Annotated in this window: 24 protein-coding genes and 1 riboswitch; of the genes, 2 read left to right on the forward strand and 22 right to left on the reverse strand. The window is 39.2% G+C overall.

The features are described from left to right. Positions 1–2 precede the first annotated feature (2 nt). From glpK to IGI68_RS11475, 13 genes are all read right to left on the reverse strand, one after another. Positions 3–1,511: a glycerol kinase GlpK gene (gene glpK, locus IGI68_RS11415; protein WP_438732946.1), complete on the reverse strand. Its 1,509-nt coding sequence runs from the start codon at positions 1,509–1,511 to the stop codon at positions 3–5. A gap of 495 nt (positions 1,512–2,006) precedes the next feature. Beyond that, positions 2,007–2,729, reverse strand: coding sequence for a YebC/PmpR family DNA-binding transcriptional regulator (locus IGI68_RS11420; protein WP_438732948.1), 723 nt, complete (start codon positions 2,727–2,729; stop codon positions 2,007–2,009). 99 nt (positions 2,730–2,828) lie between these two features. Continuing rightward, complete coding sequence (locus IGI68_RS11425; RefSeq protein WP_438732950.1) at positions 2,829–3,992, reverse strand: nucleotidyltransferase; 1,164 nt, start codon at positions 3,990–3,992, stop codon at positions 2,829–2,831. Positions 3,993–4,064: 72 nt separating this feature from the next. Beyond that, the gene (locus IGI68_RS11430; RefSeq protein ID WP_071875617.1) at positions 4,065–4,793 is read right to left on the reverse strand and encodes a class I SAM-dependent DNA methyltransferase; all 729 of its coding nucleotides are present in this window, start codon (positions 4,791–4,793) and stop codon (positions 4,065–4,067) included. Between the two features lies 1 nt (position 4,794). Then, complete coding sequence (gene rsfS, locus IGI68_RS11435) at positions 4,795–5,136, reverse strand: ribosome silencing factor (RefSeq protein ID WP_071875618.1); 342 nt, start codon at positions 5,134–5,136, stop codon at positions 4,795–4,797. A gap of 27 nt (positions 5,137–5,163) precedes the next feature. Continuing rightward, the gene (yqeK, locus tag IGI68_RS11440; protein WP_438732953.1) at positions 5,164–5,754 is read right to left on the reverse strand and encodes a bis(5'-nucleosyl)-tetraphosphatase (symmetrical) YqeK; all 591 of its coding nucleotides are present in this window, start codon (positions 5,752–5,754) and stop codon (positions 5,164–5,166) included. After that, a complete protein-coding gene (locus tag IGI68_RS11445; protein WP_071875628.1) occupies positions 5,747–6,385 on the reverse strand; it encodes a nicotinate-nucleotide adenylyltransferase in 639 nt (212 codons plus the stop codon). Before IGI68_RS11445 ends, yqeK begins: the two co-directional genes overlap by 8 nt. Positions 6,386–6,402: 17 nt before the next feature. After that, positions 6,403–6,714 (reverse strand): ribosome assembly RNA-binding protein YhbY, encoded by a 312-nt coding sequence (gene yhbY / locus IGI68_RS11450; protein WP_071875620.1) that lies wholly within the window; start codon positions 6,712–6,714, stop codon positions 6,403–6,405. A gap of 10 nt (positions 6,715–6,724) precedes the next feature. Then, the gene (gene yqeH, locus IGI68_RS11455; RefSeq protein ID WP_071875621.1) at positions 6,725–7,834 is read right to left on the reverse strand and encodes a ribosome biogenesis GTPase YqeH; all 1,110 of its coding nucleotides are present in this window, start codon (positions 7,832–7,834) and stop codon (positions 6,725–6,727) included. Further along, positions 7,831–8,358 (reverse strand): YqeG family HAD IIIA-type phosphatase, encoded by a 528-nt coding sequence (locus IGI68_RS11460; protein WP_273233491.1) that lies wholly within the window; start codon positions 8,356–8,358, stop codon positions 7,831–7,833. Before IGI68_RS11460 ends, yqeH begins: the two co-directional genes overlap by 4 nt. Positions 8,359–8,465: 107 nt before the next feature. Continuing rightward, on the reverse strand, positions 8,466–9,242 hold the full coding sequence (locus tag IGI68_RS11465) for an inositol monophosphatase family protein (protein WP_071875622.1): 777 nt from the start codon (positions 9,240–9,242) through the stop codon (positions 8,466–8,468). A gap of 4 nt (positions 9,243–9,246) precedes the next feature. Beyond that, the gene (locus IGI68_RS11470; protein ID WP_071875623.1) at positions 9,247–9,522 is read right to left on the reverse strand and encodes a UPF0223 family protein; all 276 of its coding nucleotides are present in this window, start codon (positions 9,520–9,522) and stop codon (positions 9,247–9,249) included. Between the two features lie 179 nt (positions 9,523–9,701). Then, the gene (locus IGI68_RS11475) at positions 9,702–10,019 is read right to left on the reverse strand and encodes a hypothetical protein (protein ID WP_373815958.1); all 318 of its coding nucleotides are present in this window, start codon (positions 10,017–10,019) and stop codon (positions 9,702–9,704) included. 147 nt (positions 10,020–10,166) lie between these two features. On the opposite strand from IGI68_RS11475, the gene IGI68_RS11480 reads away from it, so the two are divergent. After that, entirely contained in the window at positions 10,167–10,880 is a 714-nt protein-coding gene (locus tag IGI68_RS11480) for an ATP-binding cassette domain-containing protein (RefSeq protein ID WP_438732958.1), read from the forward strand. Beyond that, a complete protein-coding gene (locus IGI68_RS11485) occupies positions 10,881–12,023 on the forward strand; it encodes a hypothetical protein (RefSeq protein WP_373815956.1) in 1,143 nt (380 codons plus the stop codon). A 301-nt stretch (positions 12,024–12,324) separates the two neighbouring features. On the opposite strand, the gene lpdA is transcribed toward IGI68_RS11485, so the two are convergent. From lpdA to purD, 9 genes are all read right to left on the reverse strand, one after another. After that, complete coding sequence (gene lpdA / locus IGI68_RS11490) at positions 12,325–13,731, reverse strand: dihydrolipoyl dehydrogenase (RefSeq protein WP_373748222.1); 1,407 nt, start codon at positions 13,729–13,731, stop codon at positions 12,325–12,327. Positions 13,732–13,738: 7 nt separating this feature from the next. Then, positions 13,739–15,355: a dihydrolipoyllysine-residue acetyltransferase gene (locus IGI68_RS11495; protein WP_438732961.1), complete on the reverse strand. Its 1,617-nt coding sequence runs from the start codon at positions 15,353–15,355 to the stop codon at positions 13,739–13,741. A gap of 30 nt (positions 15,356–15,385) precedes the next feature. Further along, the gene (locus IGI68_RS11500) at positions 15,386–16,363 is read right to left on the reverse strand and encodes an alpha-ketoacid dehydrogenase subunit beta (protein ID WP_071875177.1); all 978 of its coding nucleotides are present in this window, start codon (positions 16,361–16,363) and stop codon (positions 15,386–15,388) included. Positions 16,364–16,365: 2 nt separating this feature from the next. Continuing rightward, complete coding sequence (pdhA, locus tag IGI68_RS11505; RefSeq protein WP_071875176.1) at positions 16,366–17,472, reverse strand: pyruvate dehydrogenase (acetyl-transferring) E1 component subunit alpha; 1,107 nt, start codon at positions 17,470–17,472, stop codon at positions 16,366–16,368. 454 nt (positions 17,473–17,926) lie between these two features. Continuing rightward, positions 17,927–20,521 carry a magnesium-translocating P-type ATPase gene (mgtA, locus tag IGI68_RS11510; RefSeq protein WP_438732963.1) on the reverse strand — a complete coding sequence of 865 codons (2,595 nt, stop codon included), beginning with the start codon at positions 20,519–20,521 and terminating at the stop codon, positions 17,927–17,929. Positions 20,522–20,686: 165 nt separating this feature from the next. Then, positions 20,687–20,861: riboswitch (M-box (ykoK) riboswitch) on the reverse strand. A gap of 109 nt (positions 20,862–20,970) precedes the next feature. Further along, positions 20,971–22,074, reverse strand: coding sequence for a non-hydrolyzing UDP-N-acetylglucosamine 2-epimerase (gene wecB, locus IGI68_RS11515; RefSeq protein ID WP_438732965.1), 1,104 nt, complete (start codon positions 22,072–22,074; stop codon positions 20,971–20,973). Positions 22,075–22,192: 118 nt separating this feature from the next. After that, positions 22,193–23,170, reverse strand: a complete 978-nt coding sequence (gene guaC / locus IGI68_RS11520; protein WP_084131327.1) for a GMP reductase — start codon at positions 23,168–23,170, stop codon at positions 22,193–22,195. Positions 23,171–23,318: 148 nt separating this feature from the next. Then, entirely contained in the window at positions 23,319–24,233 is a 915-nt protein-coding gene (locus tag IGI68_RS11525) for an aldo/keto reductase (RefSeq protein WP_438732967.1), read from the reverse strand. A 230-nt stretch (positions 24,234–24,463) separates the two neighbouring features. Beyond that, positions 24,464–25,717: a phosphoribosylamine--glycine ligase gene (gene purD / locus IGI68_RS11530; RefSeq protein WP_438732969.1), complete on the reverse strand. Its 1,254-nt coding sequence runs from the start codon at positions 25,715–25,717 to the stop codon at positions 24,464–24,466. Between the last annotated feature and the right edge of the window lie 17 nt (positions 25,718–25,734).

Here is a 25,734-nt window from a genome sequence, read left to right on the forward strand (position 1 = left end):
ATTTATTTTAATGGTCGATGTTTAAAGTGCATGGTTACTTCGACCGCTTCTTGCCATCCTTCGTACAAATTCGCACTCACTTCGGGACTCATTTGTGGTTCAAAGGTTTCGACTTGCGCTGAAATTTCTTTCATTTGATCAAAATCAGCCCAAAATCCGGTCGCGATCCCTGCCAGATAAGCCACGCCTAAAGCAGTCGTTTCTAAAAAGAGGGGTCGTTTAACTGTTGTTTGTAACATATCTGCTTGAAATTGCATTAAGAAATTATTTTTAGACGCCCCACCATCCGCTTTTAAGAGTGAAATTGGGAGGTTTGCATCTTGGGCCATCGTTCTTACGACATCGCACGTTTGGTACGCTAGTGACTCGAGTGTCCCACGAATCAATTGTTCTTTCGTTGTTCCTCGGGTAATACCAAAAATAGCGCCTCTCGCTTCTTGATCCCAATAAGGTGCGCCTAAGCCAGTAAAGGCAGGCACAACATATATTTGATGACTATCCGTTACACTTCCCGCTGCGATTTCCGTGTCTTGCGCGTCATCAATTAATTTCAAGCCGTCGCGCAACCATTGAATAGCCGATCCTGCAACAAAAATACTTCCTTCTAAGGCGTACGTTACTTCACCGCCAATGGCATAACCAATCGTTGTCAGTAACCCATTCGTTGAAATAATCGGTTGCGTACCGGTATTCATTAAGATAAAGGCCCCTGTCCCATAGGTATTTTTTACCGTTCCTTTTTCAAACGCACCTTGACCAATCAATGCTGCTTGTTGATCGCCAGCCATTCCCGCAATCGGAATCTTTTGTCCATAAAATAAGTAGTCATCCGTGTAACCAAAGATTTCTGTATTCGAACAAACCTCGGGAAGGAGACAACGAGGAATCCCAAATAAATCAAGTAACTCTTGATCCCAAGTCAACTCATGAATATTAAAGAGCATCGTGCGACTCGCATTTGTGTAGTCCGTTTTATGCGATTTTCCTTCTGTGAGTTTCCACAGTAACCAAGTATCAATCGTGCCGAACAGTAATTCTCCATTTTCAGCCCGTTTTTTAATAGATGGATGATGATCAAATAACCATTTAATTTTGGTAGCCGAAAAATACGAATCAATCGGCAGCCCTGTTTTTTCTTTGATTAAGGCTTCGTAGCCAAGTGCTTTCCATTCATCTGCGACACTACTAGATTGCTTCGATTGCCACACAATCGCGTGATAAACCGGTTCACCCGTCTGTTTGTCCCATAGAACGGTCGTTTCCCTTTGATTCGTAATCCCTATCGCCGCAATTTCACTTGGTTGGACGTCCCCTTCAATTAAGACTCCTGCAATGACATTTTGTACCGAATTCCAAATTTCAATCGGATCATGTTCTACCCAACCTGGTTGCGGAAAAATCTGCTTAAATTCCTTTTGGCTCGTGGCGTAAGGTTGCCCATTTTTATTAAATAAAATACAACGACTACTCGTTGTTCCTTGATCAATCGCTAAAATATATTTTTGTTTCATACGCACGCTTCCTTTATTAAATATCGTCAGTTCCTCAATTATAGCATAACAAATGTGAGATAAGAATACGTTGTAAATCGCTTTCAACTAGAACAGGGATTTTTCTTTTTAGCAGTCGTTGATTTCATGAAGAAATAACAAACAGTCTCCTCATCCTAGCATCCTCTTAAGAAATTCTTAAAGAAATTAACCATTTTAGGAAATATGTAGTATAATAGGACTATACGAAAGATATTTTTATGCAATAACTTTAATTTATTTTGAAGAAATTTATTCAAACTGGCGTAACAAAGAGTTACAAGGATGTACTAGAGGTTAGGGAGTACATCGTTTAAATGAGAAAGAATTAAACTTTAGTAATAGTCACCAACAACTTTAAATTATGAATATTGATTCGTTAGATAGCCTTCTCTTGATTGAGAGGGCTATCGTTCATTCTACGAAAAAAAACGACGGAAGTTTCTTTTAAAAAAGAACTTCTGTCGTTTTGATGCATTACGCGTCTTCGTAACTAACATTATGGTGAATCTTTTGAACGTCCTCTAAATCTTCAAGAGCATCAATCATTTTTTCGAAAATGACTAAATCTTCTGCACTTAATGTTACTTCGTTTTGAGGAACCATTTCCATTTCAGAGACGGTGAATTTCTCAATTCCTTTTTCTTTTAACGCTTCTTGGATGGCGTGGAAATCTTCTGGTTCACCCGAAACAATAATTTGTCCGTCTTGCTCTTCCACATCACGCACATCAATCTCTTTTTCCATCAAATATTCCAAAATTCCGTCAGCATCTTCGCCCTCAAAGCCAAATAATGCCGTATTGTCAAACATGTAGGCTACCGCACCTGATACGCCCATGTTTCCGCCATTTTTACCAAACGCCGCACGCACGTCAGCTGCTGTACGATTCACATTGTTCGTTAAGGTATCGACGATGACCATTGAGCCATTCGGACCAAATCCTTCATAACGTAATTCAGAGTATTGTTCATCGCCTGAACCTTTCGCTTTATCAATCGCTCGATCAATAATATGTTTTGGAACGTTATAGGTTTTGGCACGATCAATCACGAATTTTAATTTTTGATTCAAGTGAGGATCTGGCTCTCCTGTTTTTGCTGCTGCATAAATCTCAATTCCAAATTTCGCATATGTTCGACTAGTATTTGCGTCTTTTGCGGTTTTCTTTTCTACGATATTTTGCCATTTACGACCCATGGTCTCACTTCTCTTTCTGCTATTTTCAATTGTACTCAATTGCTCAAATATCCTTCATTATTATACTTGTCAAAGGTCCAGATGTGAAGGTTTTTTTGTTTATTTTTGATAGGAAAAAGGAATGCGCCCAAAATTTTGTTCTAGAATGGCCGTTTTTGCCATTTTATAGACTTGATCACTTCGAATGGTTAATGAATAGTGTTGCGCTTCTTGTTTCCCTATTTTCGCAATAATTGGTAATTCACTTTGTTTTTTGACCTTTTTTAAATATTCTTTTCCGACTGCAGTAAAACCTAAGACGCGAATAGATGGGTGATTCCAAGCATCGTGGATATCCTGCTCTTTCATGTTAAGGAGGACATAACAACACAAACGTTGAATGCGCACTTGTGTATAGCGTCTTGTTTTCACGAGCTGAAGAAACGCATCAAAATGAGTGGCATTTTTGGCCGCTTCTTTTAAACGATACTCAATTCCTTCATTCATCTGATAAATTTGTTGGAGCGATTCCGGCGACTGTACCGCGAGTTGATACTGTAGGTACGGCCAAAAATCATCCCAAGAAACTTGATAGTCCAACAGTTGAGCAGCCGTTTCAGAAGGGACGACCTTTTCTATCGCGCGTTCTTCTTTTAATGCTTGACGAATAGCCGTTGCACTCGCAATTGATCCACTCAGATTAGTCGAGTGATACGGCGCTGATTTCCTTGTAATTGGAATCAAGGTCATCGGAGAAGGATATTTCGTATTTTCTTGACTATAACTCAAGCCTAAAATATGGTTTGGACTATTTTCACTTTGTGGCAATGTCGGAAATAAATGACGCGTTAGCTGTGCCATTTTCTCCGGATAAGAAAGATTGGGTTGCGTCATTTCTTGAAAAAGTTGGTCAATCACTTCTTTTTCATCGACCAATCGACGCCCTAACGCTTGATAATCGATCGAGACAGCACTATCTGTCCCAAAGCACAAGGACGTGCATTTTAAAGATTGCAAAATAGCCACCGCGCCTTTAGCGAAATAATCCGCTGATTGTACGGCCCATTCAAATGGTAATTCCACTACTAAATCGGCGCCATTGGCTAACGCCGCTTCTGCTCTTTTCCATTTATCAATCACGGCAGGTTCGCCCCGTTGTAAAAAATTGCCACTCATTACCGCTACCACAACTTCTGCCTTCGATTGTGCACGCGCTTGTTGTAAGTGGTATAAATGGCCATTGTGAAAGGGATTATATTCAACGATAACACCACAAGCTTCCATCTTTAAGCCTCCTTCATCTTTCAATAAAAACAGAGGAAAAAGTTAACGTTCACTCTCTCCTCTGTTTCATTTTTATTTATGACAAACAAAAAACCATCGACGACTTTTTTCATTCGGTTCACTATCAATGAAGTCCGCATAGACCTCAACTTTTTGAAAGCCTGCATTTTCGAGCATCAAGCCATACGTTTCTAAAGGATATGTTTTTTCTTGATGTAATTCATCTTCTCGCGTAAACGAACCATCTTCTTCTTGCACAAAAAACGTAAGAAAGTGTTCAATACTATGTTTTTCTTCACCCGCATAGCTTTCCCATAGAAAAGCAAATTCCTCGGTTTGATAATGATAACTATAACTAGGAAAGACCTCGTCAATTTGATACGTGGAGTGAACGTCAAAGATAAATGTCCCTTCGTCTTCTAAAATTTGATAGACTTCATCAAATACTTGTTGGACTTCCATCTCATTTTTCATATAGCACAGTGAATCGGAAAAACACGTGACCGCTTCATAAGTCCCTGTGTCCGCTAAATCGAGCATGTCGCCTTCAACAAATTGAATTTCGACATCACTTTCACGCGCACGTTCACTCGCAATCATTAACATTTCCTCGGATAAATCTAAAGCCGTCACGTCAAACCCATTACGGGCAAATTCCACTGCTAGAGCACCTGTACCGCAAGCGAGTTCCAAAATTTGTTTCTTTTGACCAAGATGACGTAATGAAAATTCCAGCCAACGTTGATATAAACTGGTATCCATCACTTCGTCATAGACAAAAGCAAATGTTTCATAAGCCATCTTACTCGTCGATCCAATCTGAAATGGCTACGAGTGGTGCATCAGACCATAATTTTTCTAAGTTGTAGAATGCTCGTTCAGAAGTACTGAAGACATGAACAATCACATCACCTAAATCAATTAAAATCCATTTTCCACCGTCTTTTCCTTCCACACGGCGAATTTGAACCTTCGCTTTTTGTTCTTCTTCAATAATGGCATCCACAATCGCCGAAATTTGACGGTCTGTGTTTGCTGAACAAATCAAAAAGTAATCGGCTAACAGTGAGATTTCTTTTACTTCTAACGCCATAATATCCTCTGCTCGTTTACTATCGGCTGCTTTGACTGCAATTTCTAACATTTGTTTACTATCTATGATAATCTCCTCCTATGAATGTTTCGCAACCCATTGATTGTATGTCTCAATGGTTTTTGGATAAATTGGAAAGTTTTTTCCAATCAAATATTGTAACGTTTGTTTTGTTTCAAAAGCAACTGCCTGATTTAAGTCGAGTACCGCTAAGCGCCTTGCTTCTTCAACGCCAGGAAAATCTCGGCCTGGTTCAATGTAATCGGCCACGTAAATAATTTTACTGAGCAGACTCATCTGAGGTGCTCCCGTGGTATGTAAGCGAATGGCTTCTAGAATATCATGATCAGTAATTCCTAGTTCATGCTCGACAAAGTAGGCACCTACCAAGCCGTGCCAAATGGCGTTCCCCCAGCGAAGTAAATTCAAGTCAAATCCCTTGTTCTCAATGATAAAACGAAACTCATCAGCACTGCGTTCTTTCGCGTAATCATGCGTGAGCGCGGCGATACTCGCTTTTTCAACCGAACATCCATACCGTTTCGCTAAAGCAATCGCACTTTGTTCCACTCCAAGCACATGTTCAAAGCGCGCTTCACTCATTTGCATCTGAACTTGTTGCACTAAAAGCAAACGCGCTTCTTCGGTATACGGATTAAGTTTAATCATTGCGATACAACCCCATTTCCTGAATATACTGATTCACTTTTTGAGGGACAAAATATTGAATCGAACATCCTTGCGCGACTTTTTGTCGAATCATCGTTGAGCTAATTTCCATTAATGGTACATCGACCCAAATAAGTGGGTACGGCGTTTCTTTTGGATAACCAGGACGTTGAATCCCGACAAATTGTACAAGATCGACTAGTTCATCAATCCGGTGCCATGTTGGTAAGTAATCGACCATGTCGCCACCAATAATGAAGAAATAATCAGTATCAGGATTTTTTTCTTTCAACGCAACCAGCGTATCATACGTATAACTTTTGCCGCCACGTTCAAGTTCAATCGTTTCAACGTCTAACAACGGATTATCTTCAATCGCCAGTTGTAACATCTTCAAACGGTGCTCACTGGCAATCGTCGGTTTAGGATCGATGTGGGGCGATGTATAAGAAGGCATTAAAAACACTTTCTCTAATCCTAACCCACGACCAACTTGATCAGCTGCAATTAAATGGGTGATATGAACAGGGTTAAAAGCGCCCCCTAACAAGCCAACTTGTTTGCGAATGGTCGTTTCACTTTTTTCTTCTTCCACAAGGGCCAATGTTCGGTTCTTTTTTTTGATTGCCATTGCCATATCACACTCCACTAAATTTTATTAACTTCAAGTGAAATTTTTCTATATTTATCAGTCGCTGATGGTTTGTATACCACCAAAATCTTACCAATTGTTTGAACAACTTGACATTTTAACGCTTGTTCTAAAATTCCAGCGACTTCTTCTGGTGTTTCATCCGTGTTTTGCAACAATGATACTTTAATTAATTCTCTTTTTTCCAACGCTTCACCGATTTGATGAATCATTGCGTCATTTACTCCGCCTTTTCCAACTTGAAAAATTGGATTTAAATGATGCGCTTGACTGCGCAAATAACTTTTTTGTTTTCCTCTTAATGCCATGATTTTCTCCTTAAATTAACGCTTTTCTTTTTAATACGGCTACCCCTTTAGGCGCCCACCCTGCAACAACGCAAGGTTTTGTAACAGTAATCCACCCAAGGCCAGAAAAAACAATATCTGTTTTTTCTTTGATTGAGAATTCATAACGAACCAATTCAGGGAAATCAGCTACTTCCTCTTCACGAGGTGGCTGTAATAACCCTCCGACATGTTTTTGATAAAATTCATCCGCTTTTTCTAACTTTGTCCGATGAATATCTAAATCATTTGATAAGTAGGCCACAAACGGACAACGCTCACCTTGAATAAAATCAAAACGTGCTAATCCACCTAAGAATAAAGTCTGTGCTGGATTTAATTGATACGTTTTTGGTTTAATTTCTTTGTGTGGCGTGACAATTCTTAAATCTTTTTCGCCCAAATAGTGTGCCATTTGATGGCGATGAATAATTCCTGGCGTATCAATCAAGAAATGGCCATCGTCTAGCGGAATTTCAATTTTGTCCAATGTTGTTCCTGGAAAACGTGAAGTCGTTATTAACTCTTGAATACCAGAAGTTTGCTTAATAATTTGATTAATTAAGGTCGACTTTCCAACGTTTGTAACACCAACAACGTAGACATCGCGCCCGTGGCGATGTTCCTCAATCGCATCGAGTAGTTGGGTTAATTCTTGTGGCTTTTTCGCACTCGTTAATAAGACATCAATCGGGCGTAAGCCAACTTCATGCGCACGCTCTCTCATCCATTGCGTCATTTTAGCTGGTTTTAATGATTTTGGTAAAATATCCACTTTATTCCCGACTAATAAGACTGGATTATCACCTACAAAACGATGTAATCCTGGAATCAGCGAACCATTAAAATCAAAAATATCGACAACATTAACAATCAACGCTTCCGTATCGCCAATTTCATTTAGTAATCGCAAGAAATCATCATCGGTTAATGACACATCTTGGATTTCATTGTAGTGACGTAGACGGAAACATCTTTGGCAATACACTTCCCCAGTCTCTAATCCTTTTTCTAAAGCCGATGCTGGTGTGAATCCAAGTCCTGTCTTCTCATTTGTTTGAATGGTGACGCCACAACCAATACATTGGATTTTTTCTGTCATTTTAACTCCCCTTGCCATTTCATTTCTGGATTTTTCGCTAATAAATACTTCATAATTCTTCTTTCAAGCAAACGATTAAATTGGGTTTTCCAACTATCTGTTGCAATCACTGGTTTCACTAGGACACTTCGAACACCAGCGCTGTGAGCGGCTTTGATGTCTGTCATGATTTGATCGCCTACCATAATGACCGCTTCTTTCGGTAAATTTAAACGCGTCAACGCTTGATTGATGCCTCTTGGAAAAGGCTTGAGCGCGCGCGCAATAAAATCAAGATTTAAAGCAGTTAGTGCCTTTGCTACCCGATCATGGTTATTATTTGAAACCACGATGACCGGAATCTTTGCTGCAGCCATCGTTGCTAACCAAGCCCGTAATTCTTCTGTACCATTGGGGTTGTCCCAAGCAATCAAGGTATTATCTAAATCTGCTAAGATTGCTTTTACACCTTGTTTCTCAAGTTGTTCTGGTGTGATTTGATAAATCGCTTCTAACATCCAAGTTGGTTTGTATTTTGAAAACATATTTTCTCCTTTAATGAAAAAATCAAAGAGCACCGCATTGTACTCTTCAACCCTTGATTATACAACAAATACGAACTAAAAAAAAGTTCTAACGTTCTATTTGCGGATTATTCTTCATTCCCTTGGGTAATTGTTAAAATCTGCTGATAAGCCGTTGGGGTAGCTGCTAAAAAATGTTGACGATCTTGAAGATCAAGTGGCTTCCCGTCGATGCGAGACATTTTCATTCCCATTGCTTCAATCAAGACACCACCCGCTGCATAATCCCAAGGAGCAAGGTTTGAAATATAACCCACGCGCCGTCCCATGACCATGTGATTTAGTTCAACACCGGCACAACCAGACATGCGAACGCCCATCGCTTGTTGGGTTACCTGTTGAATATCTCGTACATTCTCGCGATACATTTTCGTATTTACACCTAGTAAACCATCTTCTAACCCTAAGTCTAGCGGCTGAGCAAGGCGTTCTTCGTCACGAAAGACACCGACACTCGGTCCACCCCAAAGAAATTCATTTTTCATAACATCATAGACGAATCCAAGGATTCCTTTTCCGTCTTCATACACCGCTACCATGATACAAAAATTCTCGCCTTCTAGCACAAAATTCATCGTCCCATCGATGGGATCAATAATATACACGCGGCCAGTGACGTCTTCTAAGCGATCTCGATCATTTTCCTCCGCTAGGATTTTAGCTGTCGGATCAAACGTAGCAATTTTCGACACTATAAAATCTTGAATCGCTTTATCCAAATTCGTCACAAGATCTGTTCGACTCGATTTTGTATCCACGACGAGCTGATTTTCTAATAACGCACTTTTTAACATTTCACCGGCTTCCGTCATCCAATATTTCACTTCATTAATTAAGATTTGCATGCAATCATCCTTTCATTTTGAGCAGGGCTTTTTTATTTTCTTTCGCGAATTTTACAGTGTGATAGAGCGAGTAACCTGAAATCAGTTCAAAATCTTTGCCTAGTCTTCTTTCTTCTCCAATACTTTTCACTACCGTTTTAAATGCTTGATATTTCTCTAAAAACACTTGATTCGAAATGCCCTTTTCATAGGCTTGTTCTAACGCTTCCCATAAATCCATGACGGTAATCATTTGATTGGTGGTCCACTGAATGTCAATTGGGTATTCATAATCTTTCATTTTTTAAAACCTCGATCATTTTTATATTTACTGCTTCTATTTTAACATAACTTCAAAGAAAACCAAAAATAGATGAGGATTGAATGATTGGACTATACGAAGAATTTATGAGAATGATAAAAACGGAAAAAAACGCTATAAATCCTCTATTCAAAAGGATTCATAGCGCTTGTTTTTAGTTAATTTAAGTAATAAACCTTCTCATATTGAAAAATCCGATATTTTCCATCTGATGACACATACTCACTTAAGTAGCGGTCATTCACTGTAAAAGAACTATGAAACGAGATGATTTTATACGTTTGATCGTATTGCCCGCTCATTAAGCCGGTTGATAAGTCTCTTCTCTTTTTAAAGCGATCGACAACCTCTGCTTTTTGAATCCTTGGTGTTACTTCTGGATTGATTTCCTCTGCTTTTGCAGTGGTTTGTGCTAATCCCGTACCTAGCGTACCTAACAAACAAAAACCAAGTAGAACTTTACTGAATAACTTCATTTAAAAACACTCCTTCTTTTTTGTTTTTTGTAACAAATAAAGAGTATCACGTTTTAAAAAAAAACATCAACTATGAATATATTTTTACAAAATAGAAAATACGTGGTAAAATAATTTTAAGGTTTTAAAAAAAATAAATAAAAAGTGGTGATTCTAATTATTGAATTAAAAGTTGAGAATATCAGTGTTAGATTCAAGCAACAATCAGTCTTAAACCAGTGTTCTTTTGAACTACAATCCGGAGAAGTCGTTGGACTGATCGCACCAAATGGTACCGGCAAGACGACCTTGCTAAATGCGATGATTGGTTTGCAAAAAATAGACCAAGGAGCACTCATCCTTTCTGATACCAGCTTACCGCTTCGAACGAGAGAGGCTATTTTGCAACAACTCTTCTTTATTGAAAGCAGCGCTAATTTGTATGATTATTTAACCGTTGAAGAACACTTGTTACTGGTCAAGAAAGCTTGGAATTCTCCAATAGCCTTGGAAGAAGCCATTTTATTTTTTAATATTCAATCGTTTCGAAAAAAGAAAGTTAAAGCGCTCTCTCTCGGGATGAAACAACAACTAATCTTAACGATGTATTTGATAAGCAACTGCCCAATTTGGCTAATGGATGAACCGTTAACTGGTCTAGATCCGACAAACGTTTATTTATTCAATCAACTGATTACACACGCTAAAAATAAAGGTTGCTGCATTCTAATGTCTTCTCACAACTTAACAAACATTTCAGAAATTTGTACGCGTGTTTTGTTTCTAAAACAAGGAATTATTACTGAGGATATTTCAATTAATACCGGAAAAGACCTTGATGCTACTTACCGACAACTCTTTTTTACACGGGAGGTATTGTAGATGAAGATTGAAGGATTAAAAATTTACCGCTCGAACTATCTCTTTATTTTACCAATTTGTCTTTTAGCAATTGTGCTGTTTTCATTTATCCCTTACAGCAAAACACTTCACACGAATCCTGAAGCGCATCTTTCTATGACACGCTTCGAAGTTAGTGGTATTAAGGAAGTCGTAGCGGATATGAAACGCAAAGATTTCCCTGCTGATTTTATTGCTACCCTTAGTGAACAACAACAATTAAAAACACAACAATTAAACGCTCTTGAAGAAAACAATATCCAGGCAACCTTAGAAGCAGACTATCGCTCAACTAAAATCGATCTTGAATTGCTTCAACAGGGGAAAATATCTGGTCTGGGTTTTGATTACTTAAATTTAAAACTAGCAGAACTTGATTTCTTCAGAAAAAATCCTGATATTGAATATATCCATGCTTCCTATTTTTCGAAGCTCCCTACAAGTTATTATTTTACACGCTTATTTGGCTTCACACCAATTATTACTTTATTGCTACTCATTACTGTCATCCTCGCCTTTTATTTAACAATGGAACACCGCGACAAGACGAGTGCTTTCTTAGCAACACTTCCACAAAAAACAACAACGACTGCCTTTAATAAAATAACGGCAGCCTATCTCTGGGTTTTAGCAAGTTGGACCACTATAGCAGTAATCTTGACCTTGTTAACTGCACCTAGGTACGGTTTCGGCTCTTGGAAATTCCCTTTTTTCTATTTAAACTATCAAAAAGAAGTGCAGTCGATTACTACTGGCGAGTACACATTCAAACTTGGCGTCTCATTAGTAGTGTTAACCTTGTTCCTTGTAACAGTTATTTATTTGATTAGTTCGCTCACTAAGAGCACGATTGCGACACTTGCATTAAGCCTAGCCTTTATTCTACCAGCGATGATGCCTCAAGTTTTGGCCGTCATTCCAGCAACATTCATGGCTTATTTACCTTTTGGCTATTTAAATTTACCCGAACTCCTCTTTTCTAAGAGTGAATTTGGCGATTTCCAACCCACTTGGTTACAAGCGATTATTTATTTAATCTCATTTAGTGGCATTTGTTTATTTATTTTAGTTGGAAAGTTGCAGTATGATACGAAAAAAACAATCTTTGCGTTTAAAAAGAAATAGTTGTTCTACAACTTTTAGTGTTGACGAGTGATATTCGTATCATCCTTCAACACTTTTTTCTGGATAGATCATTTTTAGTATTCCTAGCGTTTGAAGCTTTCTAGCTAAGTGTTACACAAAAGCCTGTTACTGTATCCGTAGGCTCGATGCGGTCTCTCATCTACCCCTTACAAAGCGATTTTTCTTAGAGTAGCGCGATTCCATCCACACCATTTGGCGAAGAATTCCTTGTTTGCCTCTTTTTGATGAAAATAAAAAATAAACCCTCTAGAAGCACAGCTTCTAAAGGGTTTATTGGCTTTTATGCGTGGATTGGTAATCCTAAAGCTAATTCAGCAGCATCCATTACGATTTCTCCTAATGATGGATGTGGATGAATCGTTAAGGCAATATCTTCTGCATTCATGCCAGATTCGATCGCTAATGCGAGTTCAGAGATCATATCTGAAGCACCAACACCAGCGATTTGTGCGCCAATGATAACGTGATCTTCGATAGTTGTTACTAAACGGATGAATCCTTCTGATTTACCAAGTGATAACGCACGGCCGTTACCAGCAAATGGGAATTTAATTGCTTTTGCTTCAATTCCTTTTTCTTTTGCTTCTGCGATTGTTAAACCAACAGAGGCTAATTCAGGATCTGTAAAAGCAACTGCAGGCATTGCTTTGTAATCAACTTCTACTTTTTCACCTGAAATGGCTTCAGCAGCGATTTTCGCTTCATAACTTGCTTTATGCGCAAGTGCTGCACCAGGAACGATATCCCCAATTGCGTAGATGTTTGGAATGTTTGTGCGACCTTGTTTGTCAACTGGAATTAATCCACGTTCACCAATTGTCACACCCGCTAATTCTAAGCCCATATCGTCAGTGTTTGGACGACGACCAACAGTGACCATGACATAGTCAGCAGTAATTGTTTCTTGTTTTCCATCGACTTCGTAAGAAACAGTCACGTCAGAACCATTATCAACGGCTTCTTTTGCCATCGCTTTTGTAACGATTTTAACGCCTTTTTTCTTGAAGTCATCTTCAACAATTTTCACCATATCTTTTTCGTAAGTTGGTAAAATTTGTGGTGAACCTTCTAAAATCGTGACTTCTGCGCCTAAGTTCGCGTATGCGCCACCTAACTCAGCACCGATAACACCGCCACCGATGATTACTAATTTTTTAGGAACTTCTTTTAAGTTTAATCCGCCAGTCGAATCAATGACACGACCTTTGAATTTAAATCCAGGAATTTCAATTGGGCGAGAACCAGTTGCCACAATTGCATTTTTGAATTCATATGTTTGAGCGGCATCTTCTGTGATAACACGTAATGTTTTATCGTCAACGAAGAATGCTTCTCCTTCAATGATTTCTACTTTGTTTTTCTTTAATAAGAAACCAATACCAGAAGTTAATTTATTTACTACGCCATTATCTTTCCAATCTTGTGTTTGAGTAAAGTCTAAAGCAACTTCTTTTGCACTTACGCCAAACATTTGAGAGTTTAATGCCTCTTGGTAATGATGACCTGCAGCAATTAATGCTTTGGAAGGGATACATCCAACGTTTAAACAAACGCCTCCGATATATTCTCTTTCAATAATCGCTACTTTTTGGCCCATTTGAGCGGCACGGATGGCAGCTACATAGCCACCAGGTCCCGAACCGATTACAACTGTATCTAATTCTAAAGCGAAATCTCCAACTACCATGTGTTTATCATCCTTCCATTAATAGTAACTCTGGATCTGCTAACAGACGTTTAATATTGTTCATTGCTTGTTGTGCTGTTGCACCATCAACAATTCGGTGGTCAAAACTTAATGATAATTTCATTACGCGACCAACGACAATTTCGCCTTCTGCATTCACAACAGGTTGTTGAGCAATTGTACCAACACCTAAAATGGCTACTTCTGGGTAGTTAATAACTGGTGTGAAGAATGCTCCGCCTACTGAACCAATGTTACTAATTGTCACTGTACCATTACGCATATCATCTGCTGCTAATTTACCTTCGTGCGCTAAAGCTGCTTTACCGTTGATTTCATCTGCAATGGCAAATAAACCTTTGCGGTCAGCGTCTTTTACGTTTGGTACGTATAAGCCGTTCGCAGTATCTGTTGCGATTCCGATATTGTAATAGTTTTTGTAAACAATTTCTTGTGTTGCATCATCAATTGATGCATTCATAATTGGGAATTTTTTCATCGTTGCCGTTAATGCTTTTACAACATATGGTAAGAATGTTAATTTCGTATTTTGCGCTGCGGCAACATCTTTAAATTTCTTACGTTGATCCCATAGGTTTGAAACTTCTACTTCATCATGTAAGGTTACATGTGGAGCTGTGTGTTTGCTATTCACCATTGCTTTAGAAATTGCTTTACGCATTGGTGTTAATTTTTCACGTGTTTCCATTTCAACTAAGTTTGAGCTGAATGCTTTTGGTGCTTCTTTAGGAGCTGCTGCTTCTGCTGGAGCTTGTGTCGTTGCAGTAGATGCCACACTTTCTTGGGCTGCAGGAGCTGCGACTGCAGAACCGCCAGCTAAGAATGCTTGGATATCTTCTTTTGTCACACGTCCACCTTTACCAGTTGGTGTCACTTGGGTAATATCCACGTCATTTTTACGTGCAAATTGACGAACAGATGGCATTGCTAAAACAGTTGCATTTGGATTCGCTGCAGCCACAACCGGTGCGCTTCCAGCAGACGCTGTTTCTGCTTTAGGTGCTGCTGTTGGTTCTGCAACAGATGCTGCAGTGTTATGACCAGGTGCGTCAATTTCAACTAACACATCACCGACGTTCGCAACAACGCCTTCTGCTACAACAATATTTGTGACTGTTCCAGTTACTGGAGATGGAATTTCTTCCACTGATTTATCATTTTGTACTTCTAATAGTGTGTCGTCTTCATTGACTGTATCGCCAACTTTAACAAACCATTTTACGATTTCGCCTTCTGCAATTCCTTCACCGATGTCTGGTAATTTGAATTGGAAAACGCCAACGCTTTCTGATGTTGGGATTGCTGCAGGTGATGCAGGAGTTTGTGCAACTGCTGGAGCTGGTGTTGCTTCCGCACTTTCGTGACCAGGTGCATCGATTTCAACTAACACATCACCGACGTTTGCAACAACGCCTTCTGCTACAACAATGTTTGTGACTGTTCCAGTTACTGGAGATGGAATTTCTTCCACTGATTTATCATTTTGTACTTCTAATAACGTATCGTCTTCATTGATTGTATCGCCGACTTTAACAAACCATTTTACGATTTCGCCTTCTGCGATTCCTTCACCAATGTCTGGTAATTTAAATTGAAATGCCATGTTTGATATCTCCCTTTCTCGTCCTCGCTACTAGAAGTTTGCGATTTCTCTTACTTTATCTTCAATATCTTTTGCGTTAGGTAACCATGCGCCTTCTGCTTGTCCAAATGGGAATACGGTATCTGGAGCAGCTACACGACCAATTGGTGCTTCTAATGAAAGAATTGAACGTTCCGCAATTTCAGCAGCAACTTGAGCGCCAACACCTGCTTGTTTTTGTGCTTCTTGTACAACAACAACGCGACCTGTTTTTTCAACAGAAGCAATAATTGTTGCGATATCTAAAGGAGCAACCGTACGTAAATCAATGATTTCAACATCAATGTTTTCTTTTTCTAATACTTCAGCTGCTTTGATTGATTCACGAACCATTGCGCCGTAAGTAATGATTGAAACATCTTTACCTTCACGTGTGATTCCTGCTTTATCAAGTGGCACTTCATAAGACTCTTCTGGAACTTCTTCACGGAAAGAGCGGTATAATTTCATGTGCTCTAAGAATACAACGGGATCGTTACTTCTAATAGAAGCGATTAATAATCCTTTTGCATCATATGGATTTGATGGAATCACGACACGGATACCAGGAGATTGCGCGATTAAGCCTTCCAAGTTATCTGAGTGTAATTCTGGCGTATGAACGCCTCCGCCAAATGGTGAACGGATTGTGATTGGTAATTGACGCGTACCACCCATACGGTAACGTGTACGAGCCATTTGAGCGACAACTTCATCCATTGCTTCAAAGACAAAACCAAAGAATTGTAATTCAGGTACTGGACGGTAACCTTCTAATGCTAAACCAAATGCAAGACCTGCGATTCCTGATTCAGCTAAAGGTGTATCAAATACGCGATCTTCACCAAATTTTTCTTGTAGGCCTTCAGTTGCACGGAAAACTCCTCCGTTTTTACCAACGTCTTCACCGAACATCACTACGTTTTCATCAGCGGCTAACTCACAAGCAAGTGCATCTGTGATTGCTTGAATCATTGTTTTTTGTGCCATGTTTATTTCGACTCCTTCGCTTCAAATATTTCGATTTGCTCTTTAATGCTTTGCGGTTGAACTTCAAACATTGATTTTAAGAAATCTGAAACTTTTTGTTTTGGTTGCTTGTCTGCTTCAGCAATCGCTACTTTGATTTCTTCTTTTGTTTGTTCAATGACTTCGTTCTCTTTTTCTTCGTTCCATAAGCCTTTTGCTTCTAAGTAGTTACGGAAACGAATCAATGGATCTTTTGCTACCCACTCATCATCCATGTCTTTTGAACGGTAACGAGTTGGATCATCTCCTGATAACGTATGTGCACCATAACGGTAAGTCATTGCTTCAATTAAAACAGGACCATTTCCTGCGATTGACCAATCACGAGCCATTTTTGTGACAGTATACATTGCAAGTGGATCCATTCCATCTACTTGAATACCAGGAATTCCAGCTGCGACTGCTTTTTGAGCTAATGTAACAGCTGCTGTTTGTTTGTCGCGTGGAGTAGAGATTGCAAAACCGTTATTTTGAATGAAGAAGACTGCGTTGGCTTTGTATGCGCCAGCAAAGTTAATTCCTTCATAGAAATCTCCTTGAGAAGAACCACCATCACCTGTGTAAGTGAACGCTACGTTTGGTTTTTTACGCATTTTTAAGCCAAGTGCTACACCTGCCGCTTGCACGTATTGTGCTCCGATAATAATTTGTGGGGGTAGGGCTTTTAAATCTTCTGGGTAGAAGTTACCTGCAGCATGTCCACGTGACCATAGGAATGCTTGCGATAAAGGTAAACCATGTTGAATTAATTGTGGAACATCACGGTAACCTGGTAATAATACATCTTCTTTTTCAAAAGCAAAATGACTTGCTAATTGACTTGCTTCTTGACCAGCTGTTGGCGCGAAGAATCCTAAACGACCTTGACGGTTTAAGGCTGTTGAACGTTGATCAAGAACGCGAGACCATACCATACGAGTCATTAACTCTACTAATTCTTCATCTGTTAAATCTGGAACTAACGCTTCGTTTACAACGTTCCCATCTTTGTCTAATGCTTGATACATCGGGAAATCCGACTGTACCTTGTCAAGTAACGTTTGGAAGTCAATTGTTTTTTTCTTTGCCATCTTGTCACACTTTCCTCTCTTAAATAAGTTCTTTCTATTGTTAAATTGCAACAGCAGTCTTTTTCTGTACCACTGTTATTATCAATTACATTAATAAACTATCACTTTTATGACAGAAAGACAAGTATTAAGTTTTAATTTAATGCTATTTTTAGGATGAAAATCCTTATTCTGAAAAGATTCATTGGTGAATTCTCTCACATTGTTTTGTGTTCAAATCGTTTTTCATCAAAAAATAATACAGTAATCTTATCAGTAGTAACAGTTTTTCGAATCTTACCATCGATTTGGATGATTTTTTGAATTGTGAATCTCCAAACGATACATTTTTCTATCCATTTTTGAGCACAAATCATATGACAGAACCGTTAAAAAAAGAAACAGTTTCTCTTTGACTATTCAAAGAAACCGTTTCTTTTTCATTTATTTTCTATTTTGGTGATTTTTTATTCTTTTATAACCATTCATTTGTTAGACGAATGTAAATCTTTTTGGCCCCTTCTAATGTTATTAGGTAGGCCACGACAATTCCGACAAACCAAATCCAGTAATTATCTGGTAGTTTTGCAAAATCAAACGTCTGACGTAGTGGTGTTAGGATAATTACAAAAGCCACACCAATCGCCGCTAAACTGGAGACGATGACTGGCCAAGAGGCAATACTTTGGATAAAAGGTAGTTTTTTGGTTCGCACCACATGAACCACTAAGATTTGTGTGACTAATCCAATCATAAACCATCCTGCTTGGAAGAGCGCTTGATCGGCGACAGTATTGGCAGAAAAAACGAACCACAAGACGACAAACGTTAAAATATCAAACAGACTACTCACCGGTCCGATACACAGAGTGAATTTCAATAATCCTCCAATTTGCCATTTTACGGGTTTCTCTAATTCTTCTTCATCAACATTGTCCCAAGGTATGGTCAGTTGGGCAATCCCGTAAATTAAGTTTTGAACGAGAAGTTGCATCGAGAGCATCGGTAAAAAGGGTAAAAAAGCACTAGCCGTTAAAATAGAGAAGACATTCCCGAAGTTTGAACTAATGGTAATTTTAATATACTTCATAATATTACTAAAGACGCGGCGACCTTCCCCCACTCCATAATCGAGGACATCTAAACTTTTTTCTAATAAAATAATTGAGCTAGCATCTTTGGTAATATCCGCTGCGGTATCAACTGAGATTCCGACATCCGCCATTCTTAACGCCGGCGCATCATTAATCCCATCACCCATGAAACCAACCGTATGCCCTTTACTTTGGATTGCCGCAATAATTCGTGATTTTTGCATCGGATGAAGTTTCGCAAATAAATTCACTTCTTCGGTCACACTCGCTAATTCTTCATTCGACATTTGATCGATATCTGTTCCTAATAAGAAACGTTGCGCATCAATCCCGACATCGCTACAAACTTTTTGCGCCACAATTTCATTGTCGCCGGTCAATACTTTGACATTGACGCCGTGACCTTGTAAAGAATGGATAGCAGTCGCTGCGCTTTTCTTCGCAGGATCTAAAAAGCCCATAAAGCCAATGATTGTCATTTCTTTTTCATCAGCCACGGAATAAACCGCGTCACTATGCGCATCTTGGCGAGTCGCAACGGTCAAAACTCGCATTCCTTGTTCATTTAAACGACGGTTGACTTTACGCATTTGCTGACGTAAATCTTCTGTAATTTCCATCACTTCGCCATTAATGTTAACGTGAGAACAAACAGCTTCCATTTCCTCAACAGCACCTTTGGTAATCATCAACTGGTGCCCATCCGCTTCCATCACAACAGTTAAACGACGACGAGAAAAATCAAACGGAATTTCATCAATTTTCTTTAGTTCATGGTACGGAAGTTGTAAGTTATTTTCTTCAAAATAATTAATGACAGCAATATCCATTAAGTTTTTCCATCCGGTTTGATAAGAAGAATTAAGATAGGCAATATTTAGAACCTCTTCATTCGCTTCACCGAGCGGGTTTAAGTGTTGCACTAATACCACGCGATCTTCTGTAATGGTACCCGTCTTATCCGTACAAAGCACATCCATACTTCCTAGGTTTTGAATCGAAGGAAGTTCTTTGACAATCACTTTTTCTTTCGATAACGTTAACGCCCCTTTTGCCAAGTTACTCGTGACAATCATTGGTAACATTTCAGGCGTTAAACCAACCGCCACGGCGATAGCAAAGAAGAAGGCTTCACTCCAATCACCTTTTGTAAAACCATTTAGTAAAAAGACAACTGGAAATAACACTAAGACCATTCGTAATAAGAGCTTACTGACGCGTACTAACCCATCATCGAAAGTCGTTTTCCCTCTTTTTTTCGTAGCATTTTTAGCAATGTCGCCAAAAAACGTATGTTGTCCTGTTTTTAAAATAATGGCTTTTCCCTGACCACTTAAGACGTCAGTTCCCATAAAGACTAAATCTTGCATGTCTAACGCAGAGATTTCGCGCTCATTTTTGTCGATACCTGAATCTACAAATTTTTCAACTGGCATCGATTCACCGGTTAAAGAAGATTGATTGACAAATAAATCATTCGTCCAAATTAAAACCGCATCAGCCGGAATCATATCACCTGTTGCCAGCGAGACGATATCGCCCGGCACGACTTCATCCATCGGTATTTCTTTGACCTCGTTATCTCGAATCACCGCACACGTATTTTCAATTAATTCTTTTAGGGCTTCGCTCGCTTTTTGAGAACGGTAATTTTGAATAAAGCTAATCGTGACACTCGCAAAAATCATCACTGCCATCACAATCGCTGCTTCATAGTCGCGTGCTAAATAAGAAACAACCATTAAGCCGCTTAAAACTAAAACGAACGCATCTTTGAAGGCCGATAAAAAAATGCGCCAAGCAGAACTTGGTTTTTCTGCATCTACTTTATTAGGACCGTACTCTTCTAATCGTTCTTTCGCATCCTCTTGAGTTAACCCTTGCGGAGCAGAGCGTAACTCAGTGTAAAGTTCTCGTTCCGTCAAGAATGCCATTTTCTTTAATTCTTGTTCTTTTGTCTCTGGTTTTTTTAACATGTCCTAGACCTCCTATTGTTTAGTAGGATTCTCTATCTGAGCCTCCTAAAGATTGAGTTGCTCGTTTGATACTCTGGGGACTTGGGTGATCCATTTGTATTTACCGCCTTTCTTGCTGGTGACGAAAAAAACGCACACTCAACAATGAGTATGCGTTCGTTATTCCACCATAGTCATCGTTGAGCTTTAGCACTATAAAGCGTAGATAAGTAAACGATACTTACCAGCTACATTATGGATGACCTTCGCGACCATCCCTGTTCAACCAACTAAGAATCTCTCGATACTTTCGCGGCAGCAGCTTATTTCTTTATAGGAGCCTCACCTAACAATTATTTTATTCACTTCTAACTATAGACGTCCATTTTCTCATTGTCAATGAATAACCATAGAACAACTTGCGTGATTTTTATTTCTCATCCTCCACTCACGTTGAACGTTTCATTTCTTTATAGTGAAAAATAATCAGTAATGGCCGTAATGATATTGGCACTTGCTTGACCATCACCATAAGGATTTTTCGCATGAGCCATTTTTTGATAACAATCTGAATCCGTCAATAATTGCTTCATTTCTCGATAGACGACTTCTTCCGTTGTTCCAATCAATTTTAACGTTCCAGCCGTCACCCCTTCTGGTCTTTCAGTGGTGTCACGTAAAACCAAAACCGGTACACCCAGTGAAGGTGCTTCTTCTTGCACGCCACCAGAATCGCTTAAAATGAAATAACTACGTGCCATTAAATTATGGAAATCAACAACATCTAACGGTTCAATTAATTGGATATTGGCAAAGTTTGCAAATTCTGCTTGTGCTAGTTCACGAACTTGAGGATTTTTGTGCATTGGAAAAACAATGGTGTAATCAGGATGCTCTTTTGCAATACGTTTGATTGCTGAAAACACCCGTCTCATCGGCTCCCCAATATTCTCCCGACGATGCATTGTTAACACAATATTTTTATCGTTTGTGATCTCAAATGCGTTGGAAACATACGTGTTTGAAATCGTATATTTCATCGCATCCACTGCGGTATTCCCCGTAACATAAATTTTTTCTGCTGGATGATTTTCGTCTATCAAGTTCTGACGACTAATCGCCGTCGGAGCAAAATAGATGTCGGCTAACACATCCGTCATCTGGCGATTGGCTTCTTCCGGAAATGGTGAATATTTATTCCACGTGCGCAACCCCGCTTCGACATGTCCAATTTTCACTTGTTGATAGAAAGCCGCTAAAGAAGCCGCAAATGTCGTGGTTGTATCCCCGTGAACCAATAATAAATCGGGCTTTTCTTGGCTTAGGATGGGCTGTAAAGCCTGTAATATTTTGGTTGTGATCTCTGTTAAACTTTGATTTGTTGACATAATGTTGATATCGTAATCTGGATGGATATCAAAAATTCGCAGGACTTGATCGAGCATTTCACGATGCTGTCCTGTCACGATGACTTTTGATTCAAATCTCGGATCGGCTTCTAACGCTTTTACTAATGGCGCCATTTTGATTGCTTCCGGTCTTGTGCCGAATACAGAAAATACTTTGAATGCCATTTCATCACTCCTATTCCTCTACTATGTTTAGTATAACAAAGTTTTAACATTTCTCCAGACTAAAAAAACACCACCTCTACCCTAGGATAAAAGTGGTGATCGACTGTTCAATTGATGATTAAATCGTGTCTCCGTTAAAGATGGAGTTTTTCACAATCACATAATCCACTTTGCGGATTGATTCTAAATCTTTCCCACCTGCATATGAAATGGATGATTGTAAATCTTGTTGCATTTCAACTAACGTATCTGCTAAAGAGCCTTTGTGTTTAACCCAAATTTTCTTTCCTTCAACGTTTTTCTTTTCGCCTTTTTGAAACTCAGAAGCAGAACCGAAGTACTCTTTTAAGACTACGCCATCTTCTACTTTTGTTTCACCTGGTGATTCATCATGACCGGCAAATAATGAACCAATCATCACCATTGACGCTCCAAAACGAACAGATTTGGCAATATCGCCATGTGTGCGGATTCCACCGTCTGCAATAATCGGTTTACGCGCCGCTTTGGCACACCAACGAAGGGCAGCTAATTGCCATCCTCCTGTACCAAAACCAGTTTTGATTTTTGTGATGCAGACTTTACCAGGACCAATTCCAACTTTTGTCGCATCTGCCCCCGCATTTTCTAATTCACGGACTGCTTCAGGTGTTCCAACATTACCTGCAATAACAAACGTTTCAGGCATCACTTTTTTAATATGTTGAATCATATTAATGACAGCAGCGGAATGACCGTGCGCAATATCAATAGTAATATAATCAGGAACGACATTTTCTGATGCTAAGCGCTCAACAAAGGCATACTCATACTCTTTTACCCCAACACTAATGGAAGCAATTAATCCTTTTTCACGCATTTTTTTGATAAAAGGAATTCGACCTTCCTCATCAAAACGGTGCATAATATAGAAATAGCCTTTTTCTGCTAAAAATTCAGCAATCGTCTCATCTACAATGGTTTGCATGTTCGCCGGAACAACAGGCATTTTAAACGTGTGTTTCCCCAATGTCACTGTAGTATCACACTCTGAACGACTATTCACAATACACTTATTCGGAATTAATTGAATATCCTCATAATCAAAGACTTGCATATCAAACATCGAAAACATCCTCTCAAAATTTCTTCATTTAAAAATTTATTGGGCTTTTACTAACGCCCTAGCTACTTTAGCCGATTTAGTAAGAAAATGCAACTAAGATTACTCTTTCTTTTGAAATCTATCGGATGAATGTTCGTGTTTAAGGTAAAATGTTTCCTGCAGCTAAATAAATGGCATACCAATCTTTGCGTGATAATACAATCGTTGATGCTTGTGAAATCTCACGAATTCGTTTTAAATTCATCGTACCGACAATGACTTGCATATTGGCTGGATGACGTAAAATCCATGCGGAAGCAATTCCCGTAGGCGTCGTATCATATTTAAGTGCCAGTTCATGTAATGTTTTATTTAGCTCTGGAAATTTAACATGACCGATGAAGACACCTTCAAAAAAGCCATATTGATAAGGTGACCAAGCTTGAATCGTCATGTCATTTAACCGTGAATACTCTAAAATTTCACCATCACGATCCACAGCTGGCGCGTCACTCATATTGACATGAAACCCTTGATCAATCATTTCGGTATGCTTAATCCCAAATTGTAATTGATTGGCCACGAGTGGTTGACGAACTGTTTTTTTCAGCAGTTCGATTTGTCCTGGCTTTTGATTACTTACACCAAAATATTTTACTTTCCCTTGCGTTTCTAATTGATCAAAGGCAGCTGCCACTTCTTCTGGTTCAAATAATGTATCTGGACGGTGTAATAATAGCGCATCTAATTGTTCAATTTGTAGACGTTTTAAACTTCCCTCTACTGATGAGATAATATGTTCTTTCGAAAAATCAAACATGACACCCGGCACAATACCACATTTTGATTGGATGAATAAGTCCTCACGCTTTAGTGAACTTTCTTTTAAAGCTTGTCCAAAAACACTTTCACATTCGCCATTCCCATAAATATCCGCATGATCAAAAAAAGTGATTCCTTCTTCGACGGCTGTTTCTAATACGGCCACCGGATTATCTGCTGCTAATAAACGCATACAGCCTAAGATGACTGCAGGAACTTTTAAATCTGTTTGTCCAAATGTTAATTGTTTCATTCTTTTCATCTCCATCCATTTTTTTGGTTCATCGTTCTCTTGTTTCCTTCAAAGGATTGTTTTTTGAACCACAACAAAATCCTCTACTTCGTATTTTACCATATGAAGTTAAAAACGCTACCATTCAATTGCCGTTCTCTTCATGTTAAAAAAGTGATGTTCAATATCGTGGCGATTCTGTGCATAAAAAAGAGGAAGTTCCTTTTTATCAGGCTTCCTCTTATATCTGTTTATTTTAGTGCTTTATGGCCGATATCACTTCGATAAAATAACTGATCGGTATCAAGATTCGCAAGCGTTTGATACACTTTTTCTTGCGCTTGCGCAATCGATGGTGCATGTGCTTCAACGAGTAACACTCGGCCCCCTTGCGAAACAAGTTTTTGATTTTCTTCAGCAACACCTGCATAAAAGACCGACGTCTCTTCATTCGAAAAGTCAGGTATAACTGCTCCTTTGACATAATCCCCTGGATACCCTTGAGCTGCGACAACGACACCAACTGATGCTTGTTCATTCCATTTAATTTCCGGTGTTTCATGAACTAACAACGCCGTAATAATATCGACTAAGCTACTTTCTAAGCGCGCTAACACAACTTGTGTTTCTGGATCGCCAAAACGAGCGTTAAATTCGATAACCTTAGGACCCTCAACCGTTGCAATTAAGCCGGCATATAGAATGCCTCGGTAAGGTGTTCCTCGTTGAATCATTCCTTGTACTGTCGGATGAAGGACTTCCTCAACTGCTTGGGCCACCATCGAATCAGGAATTTGTGGGACTGGTGAATAAGCGCCCATCCCACCAGTATTTGGTCCAGCATCGCCATCGTACGCACGTTTATGATCTTGCGCAATCACCATTGGATAGACATTTTCTCCGTCAACAAAGGCCAACAACGAAAACTCTTCTCCTCCTAAAAACTCTTCAATCACAACTCGGGCACTGCTCGCACCAAACTTTTGTTCTTCAAGCATTTCATATAAAGCCTCAATTGCTTCTTCTTCGGTTTGTGCAACTACGACACCTTTACCAGCTGCTAACCCATCTGCTTTAATGACAATCGGCGCTCCTTGTTCAATGCAATAAGCTTTGGCCGCTTCAAAGTCAGAAAAAGTAGCATAACTCGCTGTCGGAATCTTCATTGTCGTCATCAGTTCCTTGGCGAATTCTTTTGAACCTTCAATTAAAGCGGCTGCTTTGTTCGGCCCAAAAATAGCTAATCCGGCTGCTTCAAAATCATCTACGATTCCATTTAACAATGGGATTTCCGGACCAACAAATGTCCAAGCGACGGCTTGGTCTTTGGCAAATTGAATTAAGGACTCATGATCATCTTCTGCAATATCGACGATTTCAATCCCATCTTGTTTCATCCCTGGATTGCCTTTCGCACAAAATACGGTCGTCACTTTATCATCTGCTAACATTTTTTTTGCCAACGCGTGCTCCCGACCGCCGCTACCAATTACTAAAAGTTTCATTTCAATCTCCTTCACTT

The sequence above is a fragment of the Enterococcus sp. DIV1314a genome (assembly GCF_051713805.1).
Lineage (GTDB): Bacteria > Bacillota > Bacilli > Lactobacillales > Enterococcaceae > Enterococcus_I > Enterococcus_I aquimarinus.